The sequence below is a fragment of the Celeribacter litoreus genome (assembly GCF_020165855.1).
Classification (GTDB): domain Bacteria; phylum Pseudomonadota; class Alphaproteobacteria; order Rhodobacterales; family Rhodobacteraceae; genus Celeribacter; species Celeribacter litoreus.
This window is the reverse complement of record NZ_JAIUFY010000011.1, coordinates 38,566-55,691: the sequence shown is the minus strand read 5'-3', so window position 1 is coordinate 55,691 and position 17,126 is coordinate 38,566. Positions and strand designations below refer to the sequence as shown.

The 17,126-nt window shown below is 59.1% G+C and carries 17 protein-coding genes; 1 reads left to right on the top strand and 16 read right to left on the bottom strand.

Going from position 1 to position 17,126, the window contains the following annotated elements:
* Window positions 1-8 precede the first annotated feature (8 nt).
* The 13 genes from LA304_RS10745 to LA304_RS10685 all read right to left on the bottom strand — a co-directional run bounded on the left by LA304_RS10745 (window position 9) and on the right by LA304_RS10685 (window position 12,055).
* A complete protein-coding gene (locus LA304_RS10745) occupies window positions 9-1,175 on the bottom strand; it encodes a nucleotide sugar dehydrogenase (RefSeq protein ID WP_224503156.1) in 1,167 nt (388 codons plus the stop codon).
* 169 nt (window positions 1,176-1,344) lie between these two features.
* Complete coding sequence (locus LA304_RS10740) at window positions 1,345-2,139, bottom strand: heme ABC transporter ATP-binding protein (protein WP_224503155.1); 795 nt, start codon at window positions 2,137-2,139, stop codon at window positions 1,345-1,347.
* A gap of 10 nt (window positions 2,140-2,149) precedes the next feature.
* The gene (locus LA304_RS10735; RefSeq protein ID WP_224503154.1) at window positions 2,150-3,238 is read right to left on the bottom strand and encodes a FecCD family ABC transporter permease; all 1,089 of its coding nucleotides are present in this window, start codon (window positions 3,236-3,238) and stop codon (window positions 2,150-2,152) included.
* Window positions 3,239-3,242: 4 nt separating this feature from the next.
* Entirely contained in the window at window positions 3,243-4,100 is an 858-nt protein-coding gene (locus LA304_RS10730; protein WP_224503153.1) for a heme/hemin ABC transporter substrate-binding protein, read from the bottom strand.
* A complete protein-coding gene (locus LA304_RS10725) occupies window positions 4,097-5,155 on the bottom strand; it encodes a hemin-degrading factor (protein WP_224503152.1) in 1,059 nt (352 codons plus the stop codon). The genes LA304_RS10730 and LA304_RS10725 overlap by 4 nt, the downstream gene beginning before the upstream one ends.
* 68 nt (window positions 5,156-5,223) lie before the next feature.
* On the bottom strand, window positions 5,224-7,209 hold the full coding sequence (locus LA304_RS10720) for a TonB-dependent receptor domain-containing protein (protein ID WP_224503151.1): 1,986 nt from the start codon (window positions 7,207-7,209) through the stop codon (window positions 5,224-5,226).
* Between the two features lie 124 nt (window positions 7,210-7,333).
* The gene (locus tag LA304_RS10715) at window positions 7,334-8,140 is read right to left on the bottom strand and encodes a TonB family protein (protein WP_224503150.1); all 807 of its coding nucleotides are present in this window, start codon (window positions 8,138-8,140) and stop codon (window positions 7,334-7,336) included.
* Window positions 8,137-8,517 carry an ExbD/TolR family protein gene (locus tag LA304_RS10710; protein WP_224503149.1) on the bottom strand — a complete coding sequence of 127 codons (381 nt, stop codon included), beginning with the start codon at window positions 8,515-8,517 and terminating at the stop codon, window positions 8,137-8,139. Before LA304_RS10710 ends, LA304_RS10715 begins: the two co-directional genes overlap by 4 nt.
* A complete protein-coding gene (locus LA304_RS10705) occupies window positions 8,517-8,900 on the bottom strand; it encodes an ExbD/TolR family protein (protein ID WP_224503148.1) in 384 nt (127 codons plus the stop codon). Before LA304_RS10705 ends, LA304_RS10710 begins: the two co-directional genes overlap by 1 nt.
* Window positions 8,893-9,513, bottom strand: a complete 621-nt coding sequence (locus tag LA304_RS10700; protein ID WP_224503147.1) for a MotA/TolQ/ExbB proton channel family protein — start codon at window positions 9,511-9,513, stop codon at window positions 8,893-8,895. The genes LA304_RS10705 and LA304_RS10700 overlap by 8 nt, the downstream gene beginning before the upstream one ends.
* On the bottom strand, window positions 9,510-9,926 hold the full coding sequence (locus LA304_RS10695; RefSeq protein ID WP_224503146.1) for a hypothetical protein: 417 nt from the start codon (window positions 9,924-9,926) through the stop codon (window positions 9,510-9,512). The genes LA304_RS10700 and LA304_RS10695 overlap by 4 nt, the downstream gene beginning before the upstream one ends.
* Window positions 9,927-10,090: 164 nt before the next feature.
* Entirely contained in the window at window positions 10,091-10,921 is an 831-nt protein-coding gene (fghA, locus tag LA304_RS10690; RefSeq protein WP_224503145.1) for an S-formylglutathione hydrolase, read from the bottom strand.
* Between the two features lie 3 nt (window positions 10,922-10,924).
* Window positions 10,925-12,055, bottom strand: a complete 1,131-nt coding sequence (locus tag LA304_RS10685; protein WP_224503144.1) for an S-(hydroxymethyl)glutathione dehydrogenase/class III alcohol dehydrogenase — start codon at window positions 12,053-12,055, stop codon at window positions 10,925-10,927.
* A 210-nt stretch (window positions 12,056-12,265) separates the two neighbouring features.
* On the opposite strand from LA304_RS10685, the gene LA304_RS10680 reads away from it, so the two are divergent.
* Window positions 12,266-13,267, top strand: coding sequence for a GlxA family transcriptional regulator (locus LA304_RS10680; RefSeq protein WP_224503143.1), 1,002 nt, complete (start codon window positions 12,266-12,268; stop codon window positions 13,265-13,267).
* On the opposite strand, the gene LA304_RS10675 is transcribed toward LA304_RS10680, so the two are convergent.
* From LA304_RS10675 to LA304_RS10665, 3 genes are read right to left on the bottom strand one after another with little or no spacing between them, the layout of a single operon-like run.
* Complete coding sequence (locus LA304_RS10675; RefSeq protein WP_224503142.1) at window positions 13,264-14,223, bottom strand: ABC transporter ATP-binding protein; 960 nt, start codon at window positions 14,221-14,223, stop codon at window positions 13,264-13,266. The two genes, LA304_RS10680 and LA304_RS10675, sit on opposite strands and share 4 nt — an antisense overlap.
* A complete protein-coding gene (locus tag LA304_RS10670) occupies window positions 14,220-16,103 on the bottom strand; it encodes a dipeptide/oligopeptide/nickel ABC transporter permease/ATP-binding protein (RefSeq protein WP_224503141.1) in 1,884 nt (627 codons plus the stop codon). Before LA304_RS10670 ends, LA304_RS10675 begins: the two co-directional genes overlap by 4 nt.
* The gene (locus LA304_RS10665) at window positions 16,100-17,047 is read right to left on the bottom strand and encodes an ABC transporter permease (RefSeq protein WP_224503140.1); all 948 of its coding nucleotides are present in this window, start codon (window positions 17,045-17,047) and stop codon (window positions 16,100-16,102) included. The genes LA304_RS10670 and LA304_RS10665 overlap by 4 nt, the downstream gene beginning before the upstream one ends.
* Window positions 17,048-17,126: the final 79 nt, after the last annotated feature.

The following is a 17,126-nucleotide window of genomic DNA, read 5'->3' as shown; positions in this document are numbered from 1 at the left end:
AACGCCCCTCAATCCGCGCCGAACAAATCGCGGGTGAACACTTTGTCTGCGACGTCTCGAATATCGTCGGTCAAGCGGTTGGCAATGATGAGGTCAGCCTCTTGCTTGAACGCATCGAGATCACGGATGACGCGCGAACGGAAAAACTCGTCTTCCTCGAGAACAGGCTCATATACGATCACCTCAACGCCTTTCGCCTTGAGGCGCTTCATAATGCCCTGAATGGACGACTGGCGGAAATTGTCAGAGCCCGCTTTCATCACGAGACGATAGACGCCGACGACATGCGGCCCCTTCATCAGGATCTGGTCTGCGAGGAAATCTTTGCGCGTGTGGTTCGCGTCAACAATCGCGCGGATGAGGTTCTGCGGGACGTGATGGTAGTTCGCGAGAAGTTGCTTGGTGTCTTTCGGCAAGCAATACCCGCCGTATCCGAAGGACGGGTTGTTGTAATGGGAGCCAATCCGCGGGTCCAACCCGATGCCTTCAATGATCTGTCGCGTGTCCATACCCCCCGCCATCGCGTAGCTGTCCAACTCGTTAAAAAAGGCGACACGCATCGCAAGATACGTGTTGGCAAACAGTTTGATCGCCTCTGCCTCGCTTGGGTTGGTGTAGAGAATATCGACATCCTTCTTGATCGCCCCTTCCAAAAGAAGATTGGCGAAGGTCTGCGCGCGCTCCGAACGCTCGCCCACGATGATCCGCGACGGATAGAGATTGTCGTAGAGCGCCCGCCCCTCCCGCAAGAATTCGGGGCTAAAGATCACTTGGTCTGTCTCGAGATCAGCGCGAAGTTTCTCAACAAAGCCCACAGGGATCGTTGATTTGACAACAATCGTCGCAGTCGGGTTGATCGCGATCACCTGAGAGATCACGCTCTCGACGCTCGACGTATCGAAATAATTGCTTCTCTCGTCGTAATTGGTGGGCGTCGCCACAATGACAAAATCTGCATCCTTGTAGGCCAGATCACCATCGGTGGTGGCCGTTAGGTTCAGGCTTTTGTGCGCCAGAAAATCCTCAAGCTCTGCATCCACGATTGGACAATCGCGGTCATTGAGCATCGCGACGCGGTCCTCGGATACGTCAACAGCAACGACCTCGTTATGTTGCGCCAACAGGACTGCATTCGACAGCCCCACATATCCAATACCGGCAACCGCGATCTTCATGACACACCTCTATCACACCACGCTGACCAACACGCTGAAAAGCGGCGTGCCATTATTCGAAGGGAAACAGCAGCCAGCGCTTGTGGGTCAGAAACCTTATCGTTTCAAAATATTGTGCGTGGAATGTAGACGGAATGCCTTACCCTGACCAGACAGAGTTCTCTGAATCTTAGAGGCCTGCAGCTTGTGGCAAAATCCATGTCCCGCCTGACGGTGGAGGCGTGTTCGTACGGAGCGCACATCCGTAGCAGGCGGACAAATCCTGGTCTGTCAGAACGTCCCTCGGCGCCCCACTTGCGCGCACGTGACCGTGCCCCATCAAGACAACGCGATCCGCAAACATCGCAGTCAGATTGAGATCATGCATGACGGCGACGACTCCGCCGCCGCGCGCGGCGTAATCCCGCGCAATCTGCATCACCTGTAGCTGATGGGAGATATCGAGCGCGGAAACAGGCTCATCGAGAAATAGCCAGCGAGGAACGCCATGCAACACTGGCTCCCATATCTGCACCAAGACTCGCGCCAGTTGCGCGCGCTGGCGCTCTCCGCCAGACAACTCATGGACCAGCCGCCCTTCAAATCCAGCGAGACCGACCCGTTCGATGGCTTCCATCGGGAGGGTTTCCTGCGTGTTGACCTCAACTGTCGACATCCCCGCCGTGAGACCAAGACGCACGAGTTCAAGAACCGTGAAGGGGAATGCAATCGTCCCCGATTGGGGCAGAACCGCGCGCCTTTGCGCCAGATCGAGCGGGGACAGTTGGCGTGTATCTTCACGATTGATTAGAACTGTACCTGCGAAGGCCAGATCTCCTGTCACAGCGCGCAACAAAGTGGTCTTGCCGGACCCGTTCGGCCCGACGATGGCCGTCACCTGCCCCGCCTCCGCCCGAAAGCTCGCGCCATTCAATGCCGCTCGCGATCCGAATTTCACGCAAATATTATTCGCCTCAAGGGTCATCAGCACGTCCTCACATGTCGAGCAAATGGCGGTTCTTCAACAATATCCAGAGAAAGAACGGACCGCCCATCATTGCGGTCACAATCCCGATCGGTAGCTCAGCTGGCGAAACAGCGACACGGCTCACCATATCCGCCAAAAGAAGAACCACTGCTCCTAGCAAAGCTGCATTCGGCAAAAGCATCCGATGTTCCGGACCTTGAAGCAGGCGCAAGAGATGCGGGACGACGATCCCGACAAAGCCGATCCCGCCGGTGATAGCGACAGAGGCGCCGACCGATCCGGCGACAGAGAGAATTGCGATCCGTTTCATGCGCTGCGTATCGACCCCCATCTGATGCGCGACCGCTTCACCGAGGGCGAGCGTGTCGAGCGCCCGCGCAAGGAGGGGAGCTGTCACGAGCGCCAGAGCGATCAGTGGTCCCGCCGCGAGGAGTTTCGCCCATGTCGCACCTGCCACTGATCCCATCGACCAAAAGGTGAGGTCACGAAGTTGGTTGTCATCGGCTTTGTAGACGAGCAGTCCAGTCACAGCACCCGTTACTGCGCCAAGCGCAATTCCCGCGAGGAGCATGGTCGCAACCGACGTTCGCCCTCCCTGAGTCGCGACACGGTAGAGCACGAGTGTCGACACCCAGCCACCGAGGAAGGCGGCTACGGGGATGAGATAGCCACCAACGACCGTATAGGCGGCGACCGGCAGCAGCCCCCCGAGAACAATCGCCATGACGGCGCCAAGTCCCGCACCCGCACTGACCCCGACGAGGCCAGGGTCCGCGAGAGGGTTGCGAAACAATCCCTGCATGACGGCTCCGGCCACTGCGAGTGACGCTCCAACCAAAGCCGCGGTCAAGACCCGCGGCATCCGGATATCCCAGACAATTGTGAGATCACGCAGTGACGCCTCACCGATCCCGAACCGCGCCAAGAGCGCTCCGATCACATCGGTATCTCCGGCCGCGCCCCATCCAAGCCCGAGGAGCACCGACAAAAAGAACAGTAGGATGAGCACGACACGCACCTTCGCCGCACGGGCCCTCCGATCCCCCTGACGGATATCGGCGCGGCGATCCACGATCTGGTCAGAAAGCGCAACCACCGGCTTAGTGCCCCGCGCCCATCAACTGCTCATGAAGCGCACGCGCGAATTTTGCCGTGCGAGGGCCAAAGCCCAAAGCCGCGGCATCAACCGTCACGACCGCCCCGGTTTCTCCGGCGGGCGTGCGCTGGATCGCCGGTAGAGACAGGACATCATCAAGGTTGGCGTCAAGTTCCTCTGAACCCGTCGGCGCCAACATCAGGATGACATCCGGCGCGGAAGAAATCAGCGCTTCGTCAGAAAGAATTTTATACCCCTCATAGGCGCCTGCCATGACATTTTCGCCGCCCGCGAGTGAGATGATACCATCCGCTCCTGTCCCAGAACCGGCGACATTCAACCGGCCCGCTTGGTTCGAAAGAACGAAGAGCACGCGAGGTCGACGCGATGTGGCAGCGATGTCCGCGGCAAGCGCAGCAAAATCTGCCGCGACTTGGTCAGCCAAGGCATTCGCCTCTGCCGATGCCCCCAAAGCCACTCCCACAGTCCGAATGCCTGCGGCCACCGCATCTGACGTGAACCCGTCGGCAACCTCCACCATCGGGATCGACGCCGCGCGCAATTGGTCGATCGCATCGGGCGGCCCAGCTGTGTCGCGCGTGATGATCAAGTCTGGCCCGACGGAGAGAACACCCTCCGCCGACAACTGACGCATGTACCCGACATCCGGCAATTCGGTGACGCGCTCCGGATAGAGAGACGTCGTATCGCGGGCCACAACGCGATCTCCGGCTCCGAGCGCATAGATAATCTCGGTGACGCCCCCCCCGACCGACACAATCCGCCCCGCTTCGGGATAGCTCTCAGCGATGGCTACCCACGGCAAGGCGGCGATCAAAGACGCAAGAAATAGTTCCCTCATTCCGATGCCTCTCGCGCTGACGGCAGTGCATCAAGAATTCCATGCCAACGGTCCAGAGTATCGCTTTCGTTCTCGCGTTCTGCATAGCATTGAAAGATCAAAGCCCCATCTTCATCGAAGGTTTCGAGCGAGATCGCCGGACCACGCTTGGTCGGCTTGTTCACCACATAGACTTCCGCGACGTGGTCACCCCGCAGATGCAGGTTGAAACGCGGATCGAGAACATTCAGCCACGGCCCCATAGGCTTGATGTTCTCAAGCGGCCCCCAGTGGATTTGGATGTTGCCACGGTTGCCGACAAATAGCACCACGCTCTGCCCTGCATCTGACACCGAATGCAACCAAGACTCGACTGCGGAGGGTTCGATCTTTCGCACGAACGGCGCACCGGCGAGACGATAGGCTCCGAGGCGGTTCATTCCGAGCCGTGTCACAATCCGGTTGAATTGGTGGGTGTCCGTCATGCCCTGCCATTGCCCGATCAGGGTCTCACGCTTTTCCTCGTTGATCTTTGCCGCCTCGACAGGCGCACGCGCCTCGACCTCGACACCTTCGGACTGATCTTCGAGCGCAAGCTCCGCGACAACGTCTGCCCAGCGCGCGTGATTGGACGTCTCCCGGAGGAACACCTTTTGAAGCGCATCGCCGGCGTGATCAAAGAACTGCAAAGTGCGGCGCGTGCCGCGATCTGTCTCGCTCTCGATGGCAAAACCGTGCGCCCAGAATTTCGGGAAAATCCGCGTGTCGATCTCACGCCCCAGAACCATGGACGCATGTTGCCCCGCCCGATAGTCCTCGAATGTGCCGACCCGTTCGTGCACGACAGAGCGATTGCGCGTTAGTGCCATCACTTCGCCAAGCTGTTTCATCGCAGGCATCACAAGATCCGGATGCGCGGCAATGCGCGTGACGGTTTGGCCGTTGTGTTGACCAAGGTGCGCGGCGACGAGTTCCGCTTCTGAAATTCCGAGCGCGGCTGCGAGGTCGCGATCACGCGTGTCGGTTGCCTCGGATTTGGCGGCACGGATCTCCGCCGCAGTCAATGGTTTGTTCATCTGATAGCTCCAAGCATATGGCCGGATGACGGGAAAGGAACGCAGCGCCCGTCATCCGGCGGCTTCGGTCAAAAGACCTTGGCAAAAGAAATTTTAAAGGTGCGCCCAGGCGCCTGGCGGCTGCTCAGGTAGGGCTGATAGGCCGTGTCGAAGAGGTTTTCGATGGCGCCACGAATTTCGACGCCTCCGAGTACTCCGCTCTGCGGCGTGTATCCCGCCGCCACGGTGTGGATCGTAAAGCTGTCAGCCGTCGTGGAGTTGCCGCCAAACTGCACGTTTCGCGACGTGCTCCAGTCGTGACGCGTCTCAATCGACAGATCGAGTTGGTCGTCGAAGAACCGTTTGCCGAGCGTCAGTTGAACGCTGTCAGCAGGCGCATTGTTGAACCAACTTCCGTCACCCCATTTGCCGCGAATCCGCGCCGCGTTGAAGTCAGCGTAAAAATTCGGATGCGCGTAGGAGAGTTCGAATTCGACACCATGAAGATCGATGTGGCTCGCGTCACCACCGGTATAGTTGGTGTACGTGGTGTTATCCCAAATCCGCGTATTGAAGGCCGTAACCTTCGTCCGAAGGGCATCGCCGCCGGTGAGAACATCGAGCGTGTCATACGAGGCGCCCGCCTCATATGTGACCGCTTTTTCAGTCGTCTCCATATTGGCTGCGCTGGTCAGGTCATCGATGATCGGCAGGTTGGTGTTGTAGGCCAGTGCCCCGAAAAGAGCGAAGTCCTGCGTCAGAGCGTAACGTGCGGAAACCGCCCCTGCCCAATCATGCGCGGCATATTCGGTGCCGTCTGCGACGGCAGAGTTATCGGCCGACGTGATGGTCTGCGCCTCATAGCGAAGCTGCGGCGTGAGCGTGAACGCCCCCATGCGCATCTCATCGCTCGCATAAAACGCAACGTAGTCATCCGTGCCACCAGGTGTCGATCCGGCGTTTTCACCTGTATCGCTGATCGAACTGCGCTCTCTGCGGCCGATTTCGATACCGGTAAGAAGCGTATGGTCAATGAGGCCGCTCGCAAAGAGAGTTTCGTTTTCGAGGATGAAGGCGAGGCGCTTTGTGCGGTTGTCCGCGTTGTAGATCGTAGACGTGATCGTGTCCGAGACGTTTGCAATCAACTCATCGGAATAGACCAGCTTCGCCGTCGTATGGACGAGGTCGTTTCCAAGAGGATTGTACTCCATGGCCAGATAGGCCGTCACATCCTCAATGTCCGCGTCGACTTGAACGGGGAACGTCGCCCCCATCATATCGTAGCTGACATCATTGAGGTTATTCTCGGTCCGAGAATAGGAGGCGGTGAAGCTCAGTGCATTCGTCGCTTGGTATTTCACTTTCAGAAGGCCGGAGGGCAGGTCATATCCGGTGTCGGCCTGCGTGGCGCCGCCGCCATCTTCGTAATCGTTCGCCGTGCGGTAGCCGAGGAATCCGATCACATCGATTTTGTCGTCCGGTGCCCACGCGAGGATGGAACTTGTCATCGCGCCTTCGCCGTTGCTCTGGAACGAGAGCTTCTGACGAAACGCAAAGGTATCACCGTCTTCAAGGAAATCGGCAGCATCCTTCGTCACCGCCTCGACGGTTCCCCCGATTGCGCCAGATGAGAACTGAAAGCTCTCCGCAGGACCACGGATCACCTTTACCTCTTTGAAGAGGTCCGGCTCCATCGTGAGGGTGCTGCCTTGGCGATAGAGCTCTTCCTGCCCCTTCGCGACGCCGTCAACAATGACGTTCACTTTGGTATTTGAGCCGTAAACACCGGCGTCCGAGCCAAGGCCACGGATGTTGATCGACGAGCCCTGCGGCGATGCACCGTTGGACAGTGTCACGCCCGGCACAGTGTCCATGAGCTCGGCGAGCGTCGACGCCTGACGCGCATCGAGTTCATCTTGATCCAGTGTGGTTTCCGCAGTGGCGGTCTCAGTTGCTACTCCGCGTCTGCTTTCTTCGAGCAGGATAGTGCCGAGGAGCAAATCCTGGGCGGAGGCTGTCATAGGAAGCGTGGCCAGCGCCGTTGCGCCCGCCAGAATCCGAGTGTGAGTCTTCATGGTATCCCCAATTTCGCAAGCAGTCATTTGTGCTGGCTACCGAAACTGGGTGCTCGCAGGATGAGGGTGATTTAAAACACCTTACTATTTTTGTAAAGTATTGTTCGGATTTTTTTTAGCGGGTTCATCTACCTTTGATTTCGACCGAAAACGACCTTTGTGCGCCCGTTGGAGGCGCAGGGAACGGGGCGGCCCGCTCGACCATCTGAAGCGCCGCCCGATCAAGCGACGCAGACCCTGAACTGCGCGAAATTCCGACCTGCTCCAGAGCACCGCTGCCCGCAATACGGAATGACACAAAGGCGCTCGCCCGCACACTCACAGACGGACGAGGACCCCTTGAGAGCACGCGCATAACCTCACCCGGATAGTTCGAGGCGGCGGCATTTCCGGCCTCCTCCAACGCCCCCGACGCACCTTGTGTGGCGGCTTTAGCCGATGAAACACCCCGCGCGTCACCCGCCCGCGCAGACCGATCCGAATTTCCGGCGGAGGCCTGTCGCGTCGGTTGCGGCGTCTTTGTTTGCTCCTCCTCGATGAGCTTTTCTTCCTGCCGCGGCTCAGGTCGGAGAACTGAGCGCTCTTGTTCTACTGAGGTGAGCGGCTTGGCTTCAACGTTATCCATTTTCGCGACGGCCTGAGCCGTAACTGGCATCGAGGTAACAAGTGGTGCCGCCATAACTGGTTCCAGCGGGGACGCCTCCACTGCTTCGGTCACCCGCTCTGCCTCAATGGCCTGTTGCGGCGCTGAAGAGGGCAATGACCCCGCCGTGAGATCAGCAAACACCGATCCAATCCGCGCGACGGCAGCGCCACTTTGACCCTCCAACTCCACACCGGTCTGCGGCACCAAAAAGAGCGCGAGGGCCCCGTGCCCGACCAGTGCGAAAGAGAGCGCCGACGCTTTGGCCCAAAAACTGGATACTCTCATCGCAAACCTCTTTCCGTAACGATCACCACCTTCGACACATCAAGTGCACGCAACTCTGCGCCGATCTTCACGAGTGCTTCGGCCGGCAACTCCCGATCTGGAACGACGCGCACTTCAGCGACACCCTCGCCCACTTCTCTTGCAAGGAACCGTTCGAGGCTCTCCACAGGCGCGCCGCGATAGCTCATCGCTCCATCCGCGCGCACAACGAGCGCATCGGGCGGGCTATCGGCATCAAGGCCCGAAGTCCGCACGAGTGTCACGTCACGATCCAGCGGCTGCGCCAAAGTCCCCGCCACAAGAAAGAAAACGAGCATCAAGAACACGACATTGATCAGGGCGATCGTTGGCTCCGGCTTCACTCGCTCACGTCGCATCAGGAAGCCCCCAAAATAACTGGCGTGACACCTTCAACTTCACGGATCGCGACGAGAAAGTCGGTCAGTCGCTGCGAAGTAACCGATCCTTTTAGCGCCACAATCAAGGTGACATCGGAGCCATGAGCTCGATCCGCTCTCAAGAGCACCGGCAATGTCTCCAAAGACGCATCACGGGTGTTCAGCCGCACCGAGTCCGATGAAAGTTGCACGAATATCGGGGGCGCCTCAGACGCACCTTGACCGGATGGGGCAGCTGCAACGAGTTCGACAGTTGAGTAACGCGAAAAGGTCGATGTCAGCATGAAGAACAGCAGCAGCAGAAAGATGACATCGATCAGAGAGGTCATCGAAATCCGTCCCTTCCGGCGTCGCTTACGCATGGGCTCGGTCGCTTGGAGAAAGGATCGTACGCAGGGCGCGTTCGGCAAAGATGCGGTCGCGATCCATCCGCGCTTCGAACCAACTCAGGAACACCGAGGTCGGCATTGCCACTGCCAAACCAACAGCTGTGGTGAGCAAAGCAACCCAGATCCCGCCCGCCAGCACTGCAGGGTCCACCTGCGCGCCAGCGTCCTGAAGCGACTGAAACGCGGAGATCATCCCTAGAACGGTCCCGAACAGCCCCATGAGCGGTGACAGCTGCGCGATCATGTCGAGTATCCGAAAGCCGCTCTCCAAGCGCGCGAACCTCGTTTCGGCCTCAGCTTCGAGGCGTGCATGATCCGTTTGGCCGGACATCGCCAATCCAATGAGTTCGCGCAGATAGCTTTTCGACTGCGTCACATATCGGTGCGCAGCCTCACGTTCCCCTTGGTCCCAAGCATCGATCGCCTGACCTAACGCATCGTGGCGGCCAACATGGGCAACAGAGAATTGCCAGAGCTTATAGAAGACAACCGTCAACGCGATCACGGACACCCCGATCAGCAGGAGAACAACCGGACCGCCCAAGGTCGCAATCTGTGAGAATGCAGTTCGCAGAGCAGTGATCATCCGAGCACCTCAATCTCTGTTTTGGATGTCACCTCCAAAGCCTCCTCGCATGCGTCATTCGAAACAGTCTCGCCCTGACAGGATTGTGCCCCGTTAATCAGGACGCCGCCAATCTCTGTGCAGGCCGTGCCACTGAGCACGAACTGACGCACTCGTGGCCGGTTCATCGGAAGCACGCCGAAGTCGAGAAGTGTCATTTGAGAAACCTGACCGGCCTGATCGAAGAGAACGGTTTCAAACACCGTCTCAGTCAGGTCCGACGGCAAGCCATTCTGAAGGAGGAAGGACAGACGGCATCCACCATCGACAGTCTCAACTGCATTTATCTCGACAGATAGTTTGCCGGTCGTTTCATCTGCAAGGGCTGGAGAGGAGGCGCAGACAGCAAGCAGCGCGGCAAATAGGTATCGCACGGGTCAGCTCCGGAATCATGAAAATCACGATCTGGCGCGCGGACGGGCTTGCTTGATCTGTTGGCTGCAACTGGCCACAAATGGCTGCAAATTGCAATACCCGATTAAATTAATAGGAATTAAGTTGCCGGATGCGGAGGGGGGGATCCGCATCCGGCTTGGCGTTACTTGTCCAGTTGCTCTGCGTGGAACCAGACGTGATCAGCCATAACCGAGGCCACAAAAAAGTAGCTGTGGTCATACCCGTCGAGCATCCGGAATTCGAACGGCTGACGGCGCGCCGCGGCAGCCTGAGCCAGCGCTTCAGGCTTCAGCAGATCAAGAAACTGATCGGCTGCACCCTGATCCACCATGACGGGCCCCGGGAAGCCTTTTTCAGTCATGAGGAGCGTGGCATCATGCGCGGCCCATTTGGCCTCATCCGCGCCTAGGTAAGCCGTCAATTGCTTGCGGCCCCAATCGGATTGGGTCGGGTTCGCGATCGGCGCAATGGCCGAGACCGACTTGTATTGCTCCGGATCGGTCATCGCGAGCGTCAGCGCACCATGGCCACCCATGGAGTGACCGGTGATGCCCTGACGGTTCGCATCAAGCGGGAACTCTTTGAATAGGAGCGCCGGAAGCTCTGTCTTCACGTAGTCCCACATGTTGAAATGCGGCGCCCACGGGGTTTCCGTCGCATTCACGTAGAACCCTGCACCCTGACCGAGATCATAAGCCTCGTCATTGGCGATCTCTTCGCCACGCGGGGAGGTGTCAGGGAAGATCAGCGCAATTCCGGCCTCAGCGGCGGCGGCTTGCGCACCCGCTTTGGTCATCGCGTTCTCATGCGTGCATGTCAGACCCGAGAGATACCAGAGAACCGGCACAGGCCCGTAGGCAGCCGCTGGCGGCAAATAGACCGCGAAGGTCATATCACAGCCGCAGACCTCGGACGCGTGTTTGGCGACGATTTGCTCGCCACCAAACGCTTTGTTCGTGGAAAGAATTTCCATCGATCAGAATTCCACAACCGCGCGGATCGACTTGCCTTCGTGCATGAGGTCGAACCCGTGGTTGATCTCTTCAAGGCTCAGTTTGTGGGTGATCATCGGATCGATCTCGATCTTGCCGTCCATGTACCAGTCCACGAACTTCGGCACGTCGGTACGACCTTTGGCGCCACCGAAGGCAGTGCCTTTCCAAACGCGGCCGGTCACGAGCTGGAACGGACGGGTGGAGATTTCAGCACCAGCCGGAGCCACGCCGATGATCACGGACACGCCCCAACCACGGTGCGAACATTCCAGAGCGTCGCGCATGACTTTGACGTTGCCGGTTGCATCAAAAGAGTAGTCCACGCCGCCGATCTGGTCTGCGCCGCGCTTGGTCAGGTTGACGATCTCCTCGACAACCGTGCCTTCGATTTTGGACGGGTTGATAAAATGGGTCAGGCCGAACTTGCGTGCCATTTCCTCTTTGTCATCGTTCAGGTCGACGCCGATGATCATGTCGGCACCTGCCATACGCAGGCCCTGGATGACGTTGAGGCCAATGCCTCCGAGACCGAACACAGCCGCCGTGGAGCCAATCTCGACACCCGCGGTGTTGATCACAGCGCCGATGCCGGTGGTTACGCCACAACCGATGTAGCAAATCTTGTCGAACGGAGCGTCATCACGGACTTTCGCGAGCGCGATTTCCGGCATGACCGTGTGGTTCGCGAAGGTCGAGCAGCCCATGTAGTGATAGATCGGGGTGCCATCGAGCATGGAGAAACGCGTGGTGCCATCGGGCATAAGGCCCTGACCCTGCGTGCCACGGATCGCGGTGCAGAGGTTAGTTTTGCCGGACAGGCAGGACGGACACTCACGGCATTCCGGTGTGTAGAGCGGGATCACGTGATCGCCCGGTTTCAGCGTGGTAACGCCTTCGCCGACTTCGATCACAACGCCAGCACCCTCATGGCCGAGAATACACGGGAAGAGGCCTTCCGGATCATCGCCAGACCGGGTGAACTCGTCCGTGTGGCATAGACCGGTTGCCTTGATTTCAATAAGAACCTCACCCGCTTTCGGGCCTTCGAGGTTCACTTCCATGATCTCGAGCGGCTTACCCGCTTCGAGCGCAACAGCAGCTTTCGTGCGCATGATCTGATCCTTTTCTTAACGTCTTCTAAAACAGTGAAACGAACAGGCGCGGCGAACCACCCTGTTTGGCAGCGCAACGCACCACCTCTTTATCTCCACGCTACTTTCCTCCAAGGAAAGAGACTAGCACAATCTGGACATTCGGAAGAATCTGGACAATTCACCCCTAAATCCACCCATCGCACGTTTGCACGCCGTATTGGAGCACGCATGACCAAGCCGCCAGCACCCGACCAGATTCAAGTCGATATCGTGATCTATCCCGGCTTCAAATGCATGGAGGCCGTCGGACCGGTCAACGTGTTCACGGCGGCAAACCGCTATCTCGCCGCGTCTGATCATCCAACCCGATATGATGCGCGCCTCGTCACGCCGACCCCCGGACCGGTTATCTCGGAGACATTACTGTCGCTTCAGGCAGACATCTCCCTCGACGCCTGTGAACCCGCAGACACCGTGATGATCGCGGGCGCGCTCGACATTGAGAACGCCCTGTCTGAGAACCCGCAAATCGTCTCGTGGTGCCAGAAACACGCGCGCGACCTTCGCCGGTTTGCGTCGCTTTGCACTGGCACGTTTTTCCTCGCAGAGGCCGGACTGCTCGACGGGCGCAAGGCCACAACGCACTGGAGCGTCGCGGACCGACTGCAACAGCGCTTCCCTGAAATTCAGGTCGATGCAGACGCGATCTTTCTCAATGAAGGGAACCTCTACACCTCGGCGGGCGTCACGGCTTCAATCGACCTTGCGCTCGCCTTCGTCGAACAAGACTTCGGACGCGATCTGGCCCTATCTGTCGCGCGGGATATGGTGATGTATTTGAAACGTCCGGGCGGGCAGTCGCAGTTCAGCTCCATGCTCACCGGACAAATGTCGAGCCGAACAGGCATGGACGACGTGCGGACGTGGATTCACGCCAACCTCGACAAAAAGATTGTGACCGGAGACCTCGCGGAGCGCGCGGGCATGAGCGAACGGAACTTCACCCGCCATTTCACGCGCGAAATAGGGCATAGCCCTGCCGAATATTTGGTGAACGCACGATGCGAACGGGCGACTGCTCTGCTGCTCGAAACCGACCTGCCGCTCAAAACCATCGCCCATCGCGTCGGCTTTTCCTCAGACGATCAGATGCGCAAAGTGTTCGGGCGCAAGTTCTCGCTGACCCCGCGTGAATATCGCGAGCGCTTTAAGACGACGAGCAAGGCCTAATCCGCGCCCACGGGAAAGAAGCACGCTACCTGCGCAGCGCCGTGATCGGTGAGCTCCGGCGCCATCTCTCTGCATTTCGCCTGCGCATTCGGACAGCGCGCGGCAAAGGCACATCCGGATGGCGGGTTGAGCGGATCAGGCAATTCGCTCTCCTTCGCCTCAGGTGCGGAGAGCGCACGCCCGACCACAGGCGCACTTTCTGCGAGGAGCCGGGTATATGGGTGGCGCGGATTGGCAAAGACCTCTTCGGCGGGACCGACCTCCACGACAGAGCCAAAATAGAGCACCGCGATCCGGTCACTCACCGCTTCGACCACGGCGAGGTCGTGGGAGATGAAGAGGTATGTCAGATCGAGCTCCGTTTTCAGGTCCGCTAAGAGATTCAAAACTTGCGCCTGAACCGACACGTCCAGCGCGGAAACAGGCTCATCAAGGATCAGCGTCTTCGCCTCCGCTGCGAGCGCCCGCGCGATGCCGATCCGCTGCGCCTGCCCGCCCGAAAACTCGTGCGGATAGCGGTCAAGAAACTCGTGACGGAGATTGACGCTATCGAAAATCTCCTTGATCCGTTTGTCGCGGGCGGCTTTGTCCATCCCGTGCAGGTGGATCAACGGGCTTTCCATGATCTGACGGATCGTCCTACGCGGGTTGAGCGACGAGATCGGGTCCTGAAACACGTACTGGATGCGTTTCCCGAATGCTGCCGGGTCAGCGTTGTCGAGCGCCTCTCCGTCGATTTCGATCTCACCTGTCGTCGGCTCCAACAATCCCACAAGCATCCGAGCAAGGGTCGACTTCCCGCAGCCGGACTCGCCAACAATGCCGAGCGTCTCGCCCTTTGCGACGGTCAGCGAGAGCGGCTGCACTGCTTTGACCGACGCCTTCGGCTTGCCGAACAACCGGCGCCCGACGGGAAAGGTTTTCGACAGGTCCGTGAGTTTGAGCGCATAGGTCATTCTGCGGCCTCCTGTGGGGATGTGAAAGGGAACAAGCAACGGACAGCGTGCAATCCCTCTCCACCGAGCGGAACATCGGCTGCCTGACACGATTCTTGCACCCGATCACATCGCGCCGCGAAAGCACACCCTTGCGGCAATCGGTCCACAGCGGGAGGTAGACCTGGGATGGCCTCCAGCCGCCGCTTGCCCCCGCCGAGTTCGGGGACGCAGGCCATCAATCGCGCGGTGTAGGGATGTGCGGGACGGTCGAGAATGTCTGTGGTAGGTCCTTCTTCCACGATGCGACCGCCATACATGACGGCAACGCGATCACACAGTTGAGCCACCACTCCGAAGTCATGCGTGATGAAGACAATCGCGAGGCCACGCGACCGCCGCAACTCATCGAGAAGCGACAGGATTTGAGCCTGAACCGTCACGTCCAGCGCTGTCGTCGGCTCGTCCGCGATGATGACGTCCGGATCGTTGGCCAATGCCATCGCGATCCCGACGCGTTGACGCATCCCGCCCGACATCTCATGCGGATAGTCGGACACGCGCTTTTCCGGATTGGGAATACGGACGGATTTCAAAAGCTCTATGGCCTTTGTGCGCCCCTCAGCCTCTGAGATCGGCCGGTGCGCGCGGATCGCCTCGATCAACTGATCGCCGACGCGATAGAGCGGATGAAGCGTCGCCAGCGGGTCTTGGAAGATATAGGCCACATTGCGCCCCCGCATATCGCGAAGACGACCATATGGCGCGCCGACGAGGTCTTCGCCCTCATATCGGACGGCTCCGCCTGTGATCACGCCCGGCGGGGAGGCGACCAGCCCCATGACGGAGAGCGCTGTGACGGATTTCCCCGAACCGGACTCGCCAATAATCCCGAGGCATTCGCCCTTTTCAACATTTAGCGACACACCGCCCACAGCTTTGTAGATACGATTGCCGACATGGAATTGAGTTTGCAGGTTCTGAAGTTCCAAGAGGCCTTTGCCTTCAGTCTCCGGAATGTCGCCCGAACGCTCGACGCGGGTCGCCGCCATCGGACGCGACAGGGCGCCGGACTTCAAACGCGGGTCTAGCGCATCGCGCACCCCGTCACCCAGCAGGTTGATCGACATGACGATGATCAGGATCATCACACCCGGCACCACCGAGGTGTGCGGGTTCGCAATCATCGCGGATCGTGCCTCGCCGAGCATGGAGCCGAGGTCGGCTTGGGGCGGCTGGCTCCCGAGGCCGAGGAAACTCAGACCCGCCGTTTCGAGGATCATCCAGCCAATCGTCGTCGACATCGCGATGACGATCACGGGTACGACGTTCGGGAGGATTTCTTTCAGGATGATCTGACGATGCGTCAGCCCAGCGAGCTTGGCCGCATCTACGAATTCCTTGTGCGCGATGCCGACCGTGATCCCGCGGATATTGCGGGCGAAGAACGGGACATTGACCGCGGCAACAGCGATCAGGGCATTGAACAGCCCCGGCCCGAGCGCCGCGACAATCGCGAGCGCCAAAAGGATATACGGAAACGCCATCAACAGATCGACGCCACGCATGATCAAGTTGTCGGTGCGACCGCCATAGTAGCCCGCGATGATGCCGATCGCCGCGCCGAGCGTCGCCGCGACCACCGCCGCCGCGAAACCGACAGCAAGACTAAGACGCGTGCCCCACATGAGGCGTGACAACAAATCCCGCCCGAGATGGTCGGTTCCCAGAAGCGCGCCTTCGGAGAACGGCTTTGTGAAACGTGCAGCAGTGTTGGTCACATTCGGATCAGCGAGCGGAAGGAGCGGCGTGATGATTGCGAGAAGGACGACGACCGAGAGGACGACCCCGCCAGCGAGAGCGAGGCGATTGCGTGCGAGGAGTTTAAGAAAGGCACTCATGTCTTAATCCTCGGGTCGAGCAGGCTCTGGAGCACATCCACGACGATGTTGAAGAAGACATAGCAGGCTGCAACGAAGACGACACCGCCCTGCACCAAGAGGATATCCCGTTTCAGAATGGCATCGACGAGCATCCGCCCGACGCCCGGCCATTGGAACACCATCTCGATATAAACAGCACCAGAAAGCACAAAGCCCGCCTGAATGCCGAGAACAGGAATGATGGACACCATCGCGACCTTGAGCGCATGACGCCAGATCACGCGGCGCTCATGCACGCCCTTGGCACGGGCCGTCCGGATAAAGTCCTGCCGCAACACCTCGAGCATCGCAGAGCGGGACAGACGAGCGACAACACCGGTCGCCACTACGGCGAGCGCGAGAGCGGGCATGGTCAAATGGCTTATCAGTGCCGGCAAATCCCGATCTCCGTAAATCGGCCACATGCCAGAGACAGGAAACCAGCGCAGGTTCACGGAAAACACCAGGATCATCATCATCCCTAGAAAGAAAGACGGGATCGAGATGCCGATGAGGACGGAGAAGGTAATCGCCTTATCCGCAAACCCGTATTGGCGTGAGGCCGAAATGACCCCCGCCGCGATGCCTAGGACAGAGCACAGGACAAATGCCGTGCCCGCGAGAACCAGCGTGGCGTTGAAGCGCTCCAGAACTTCGTCCAGCACGGGCCGGTTCAGGGCAAAGGATGTCCCGAAATCACCGGTGAGCATATTGCCGAGCCAGATCACGTATTGGGTCACAAGCGGCTTATCGAGACCAAGATCGCGGTTGAGCTTTTCGACGTTCTCTGGCGTCGCATAGGACCCGAGGATGGCCGTCGCAGGATCGCCCGGAATGAGGGCCATGATAAGAAAGACGATAACAGTGATCCCGAAGAGAACCGGGATCGCCGACAAAAGGCGCTTAAGGATGTAGCCTGTCATGTGGCCCTCCGTTCTGAGGCGGTGGGAAAATAATAACGGCGCGCGGGAAGGGAAAACCGCGCGCCGCGAACGTCAAAAA

Coding starts and splice junctions, on each gene's coding strand:
- LA304_RS10705 (WP_224503148.1), bottom strand. CDS start 8,900: ATGCGTAAGCGACGCCGGAAGGGACGGATTTCGATGACCTCTCTGATC.
- LA304_RS10715 (WP_224503150.1), bottom strand. CDS start 8,140: ATGAGAGTATCCAGTTTTTGGGCCAAAGCGTCGGCGCTCTCTTTCGCA.
- LA304_RS10680 (WP_224503143.1), top strand. CDS start 12,266: ATGACCAAGCCGCCAGCACCCGACCAGATTCAAGTCGATATCGTGATC.
- LA304_RS10740 (WP_224503155.1), bottom strand. CDS start 2,139: ATGACCCTTGAGGCGAATAATATTTGCGTGAAATTCGGATCGCGAGCG.
- LA304_RS10730 (WP_224503153.1), bottom strand. CDS start 4,100: ATGAGGGAACTATTTCTTGCGTCTTTGATCGCCGCCTTGCCGTGGGTA.
- LA304_RS10745 (WP_224503156.1), bottom strand. CDS start 1,175: ATGAAGATCGCGGTTGCCGGTATTGGATATGTGGGGCTGTCGAATGCA.
- LA304_RS10665 (WP_224503140.1), bottom strand. CDS start 17,047: ATGACAGGCTACATCCTTAAGCGCCTTTTGTCGGCGATCCCGGTTCTC.
- LA304_RS10725 (WP_224503152.1), bottom strand. CDS start 5,155: ATGAACAAACCATTGACTGCGGCGGAGATCCGTGCCGCCAAATCCGAG.
- fghA (WP_224503145.1), bottom strand. CDS start 10,921: ATGGAAATTCTTTCCACGAACAAAGCGTTTGGTGGCGAGCAAATCGTC.
- LA304_RS10685 (WP_224503144.1), bottom strand. CDS start 12,055: ATGCGCACGAAAGCTGCTGTTGCGCTCGAAGCGGGTAAGCCGCTCGAG.
- LA304_RS10710 (WP_224503149.1), bottom strand. CDS start 8,517: ATGCGACGTGAGCGAGTGAAGCCGGAGCCAACGATCGCCCTGATCAAT.
- LA304_RS10670 (WP_224503141.1), bottom strand. CDS start 16,103: ATGAGTGCCTTTCTTAAACTCCTCGCACGCAATCGCCTCGCTCTCGCT.
- LA304_RS10700 (WP_224503147.1), bottom strand. CDS start 9,513: ATGATCACTGCTCTGCGAACTGCATTCTCACAGATTGCGACCTTGGGC.
- LA304_RS10720 (WP_224503151.1), bottom strand. CDS start 7,209: ATGAAGACTCACACTCGGATTCTGGCGGGCGCAACGGCGCTGGCCACG.
- LA304_RS10675 (WP_224503142.1), bottom strand. CDS start 14,223: ATGACCTATGCGCTCAAACTCACGGACCTGTCGAAAACCTTTCCCGTC.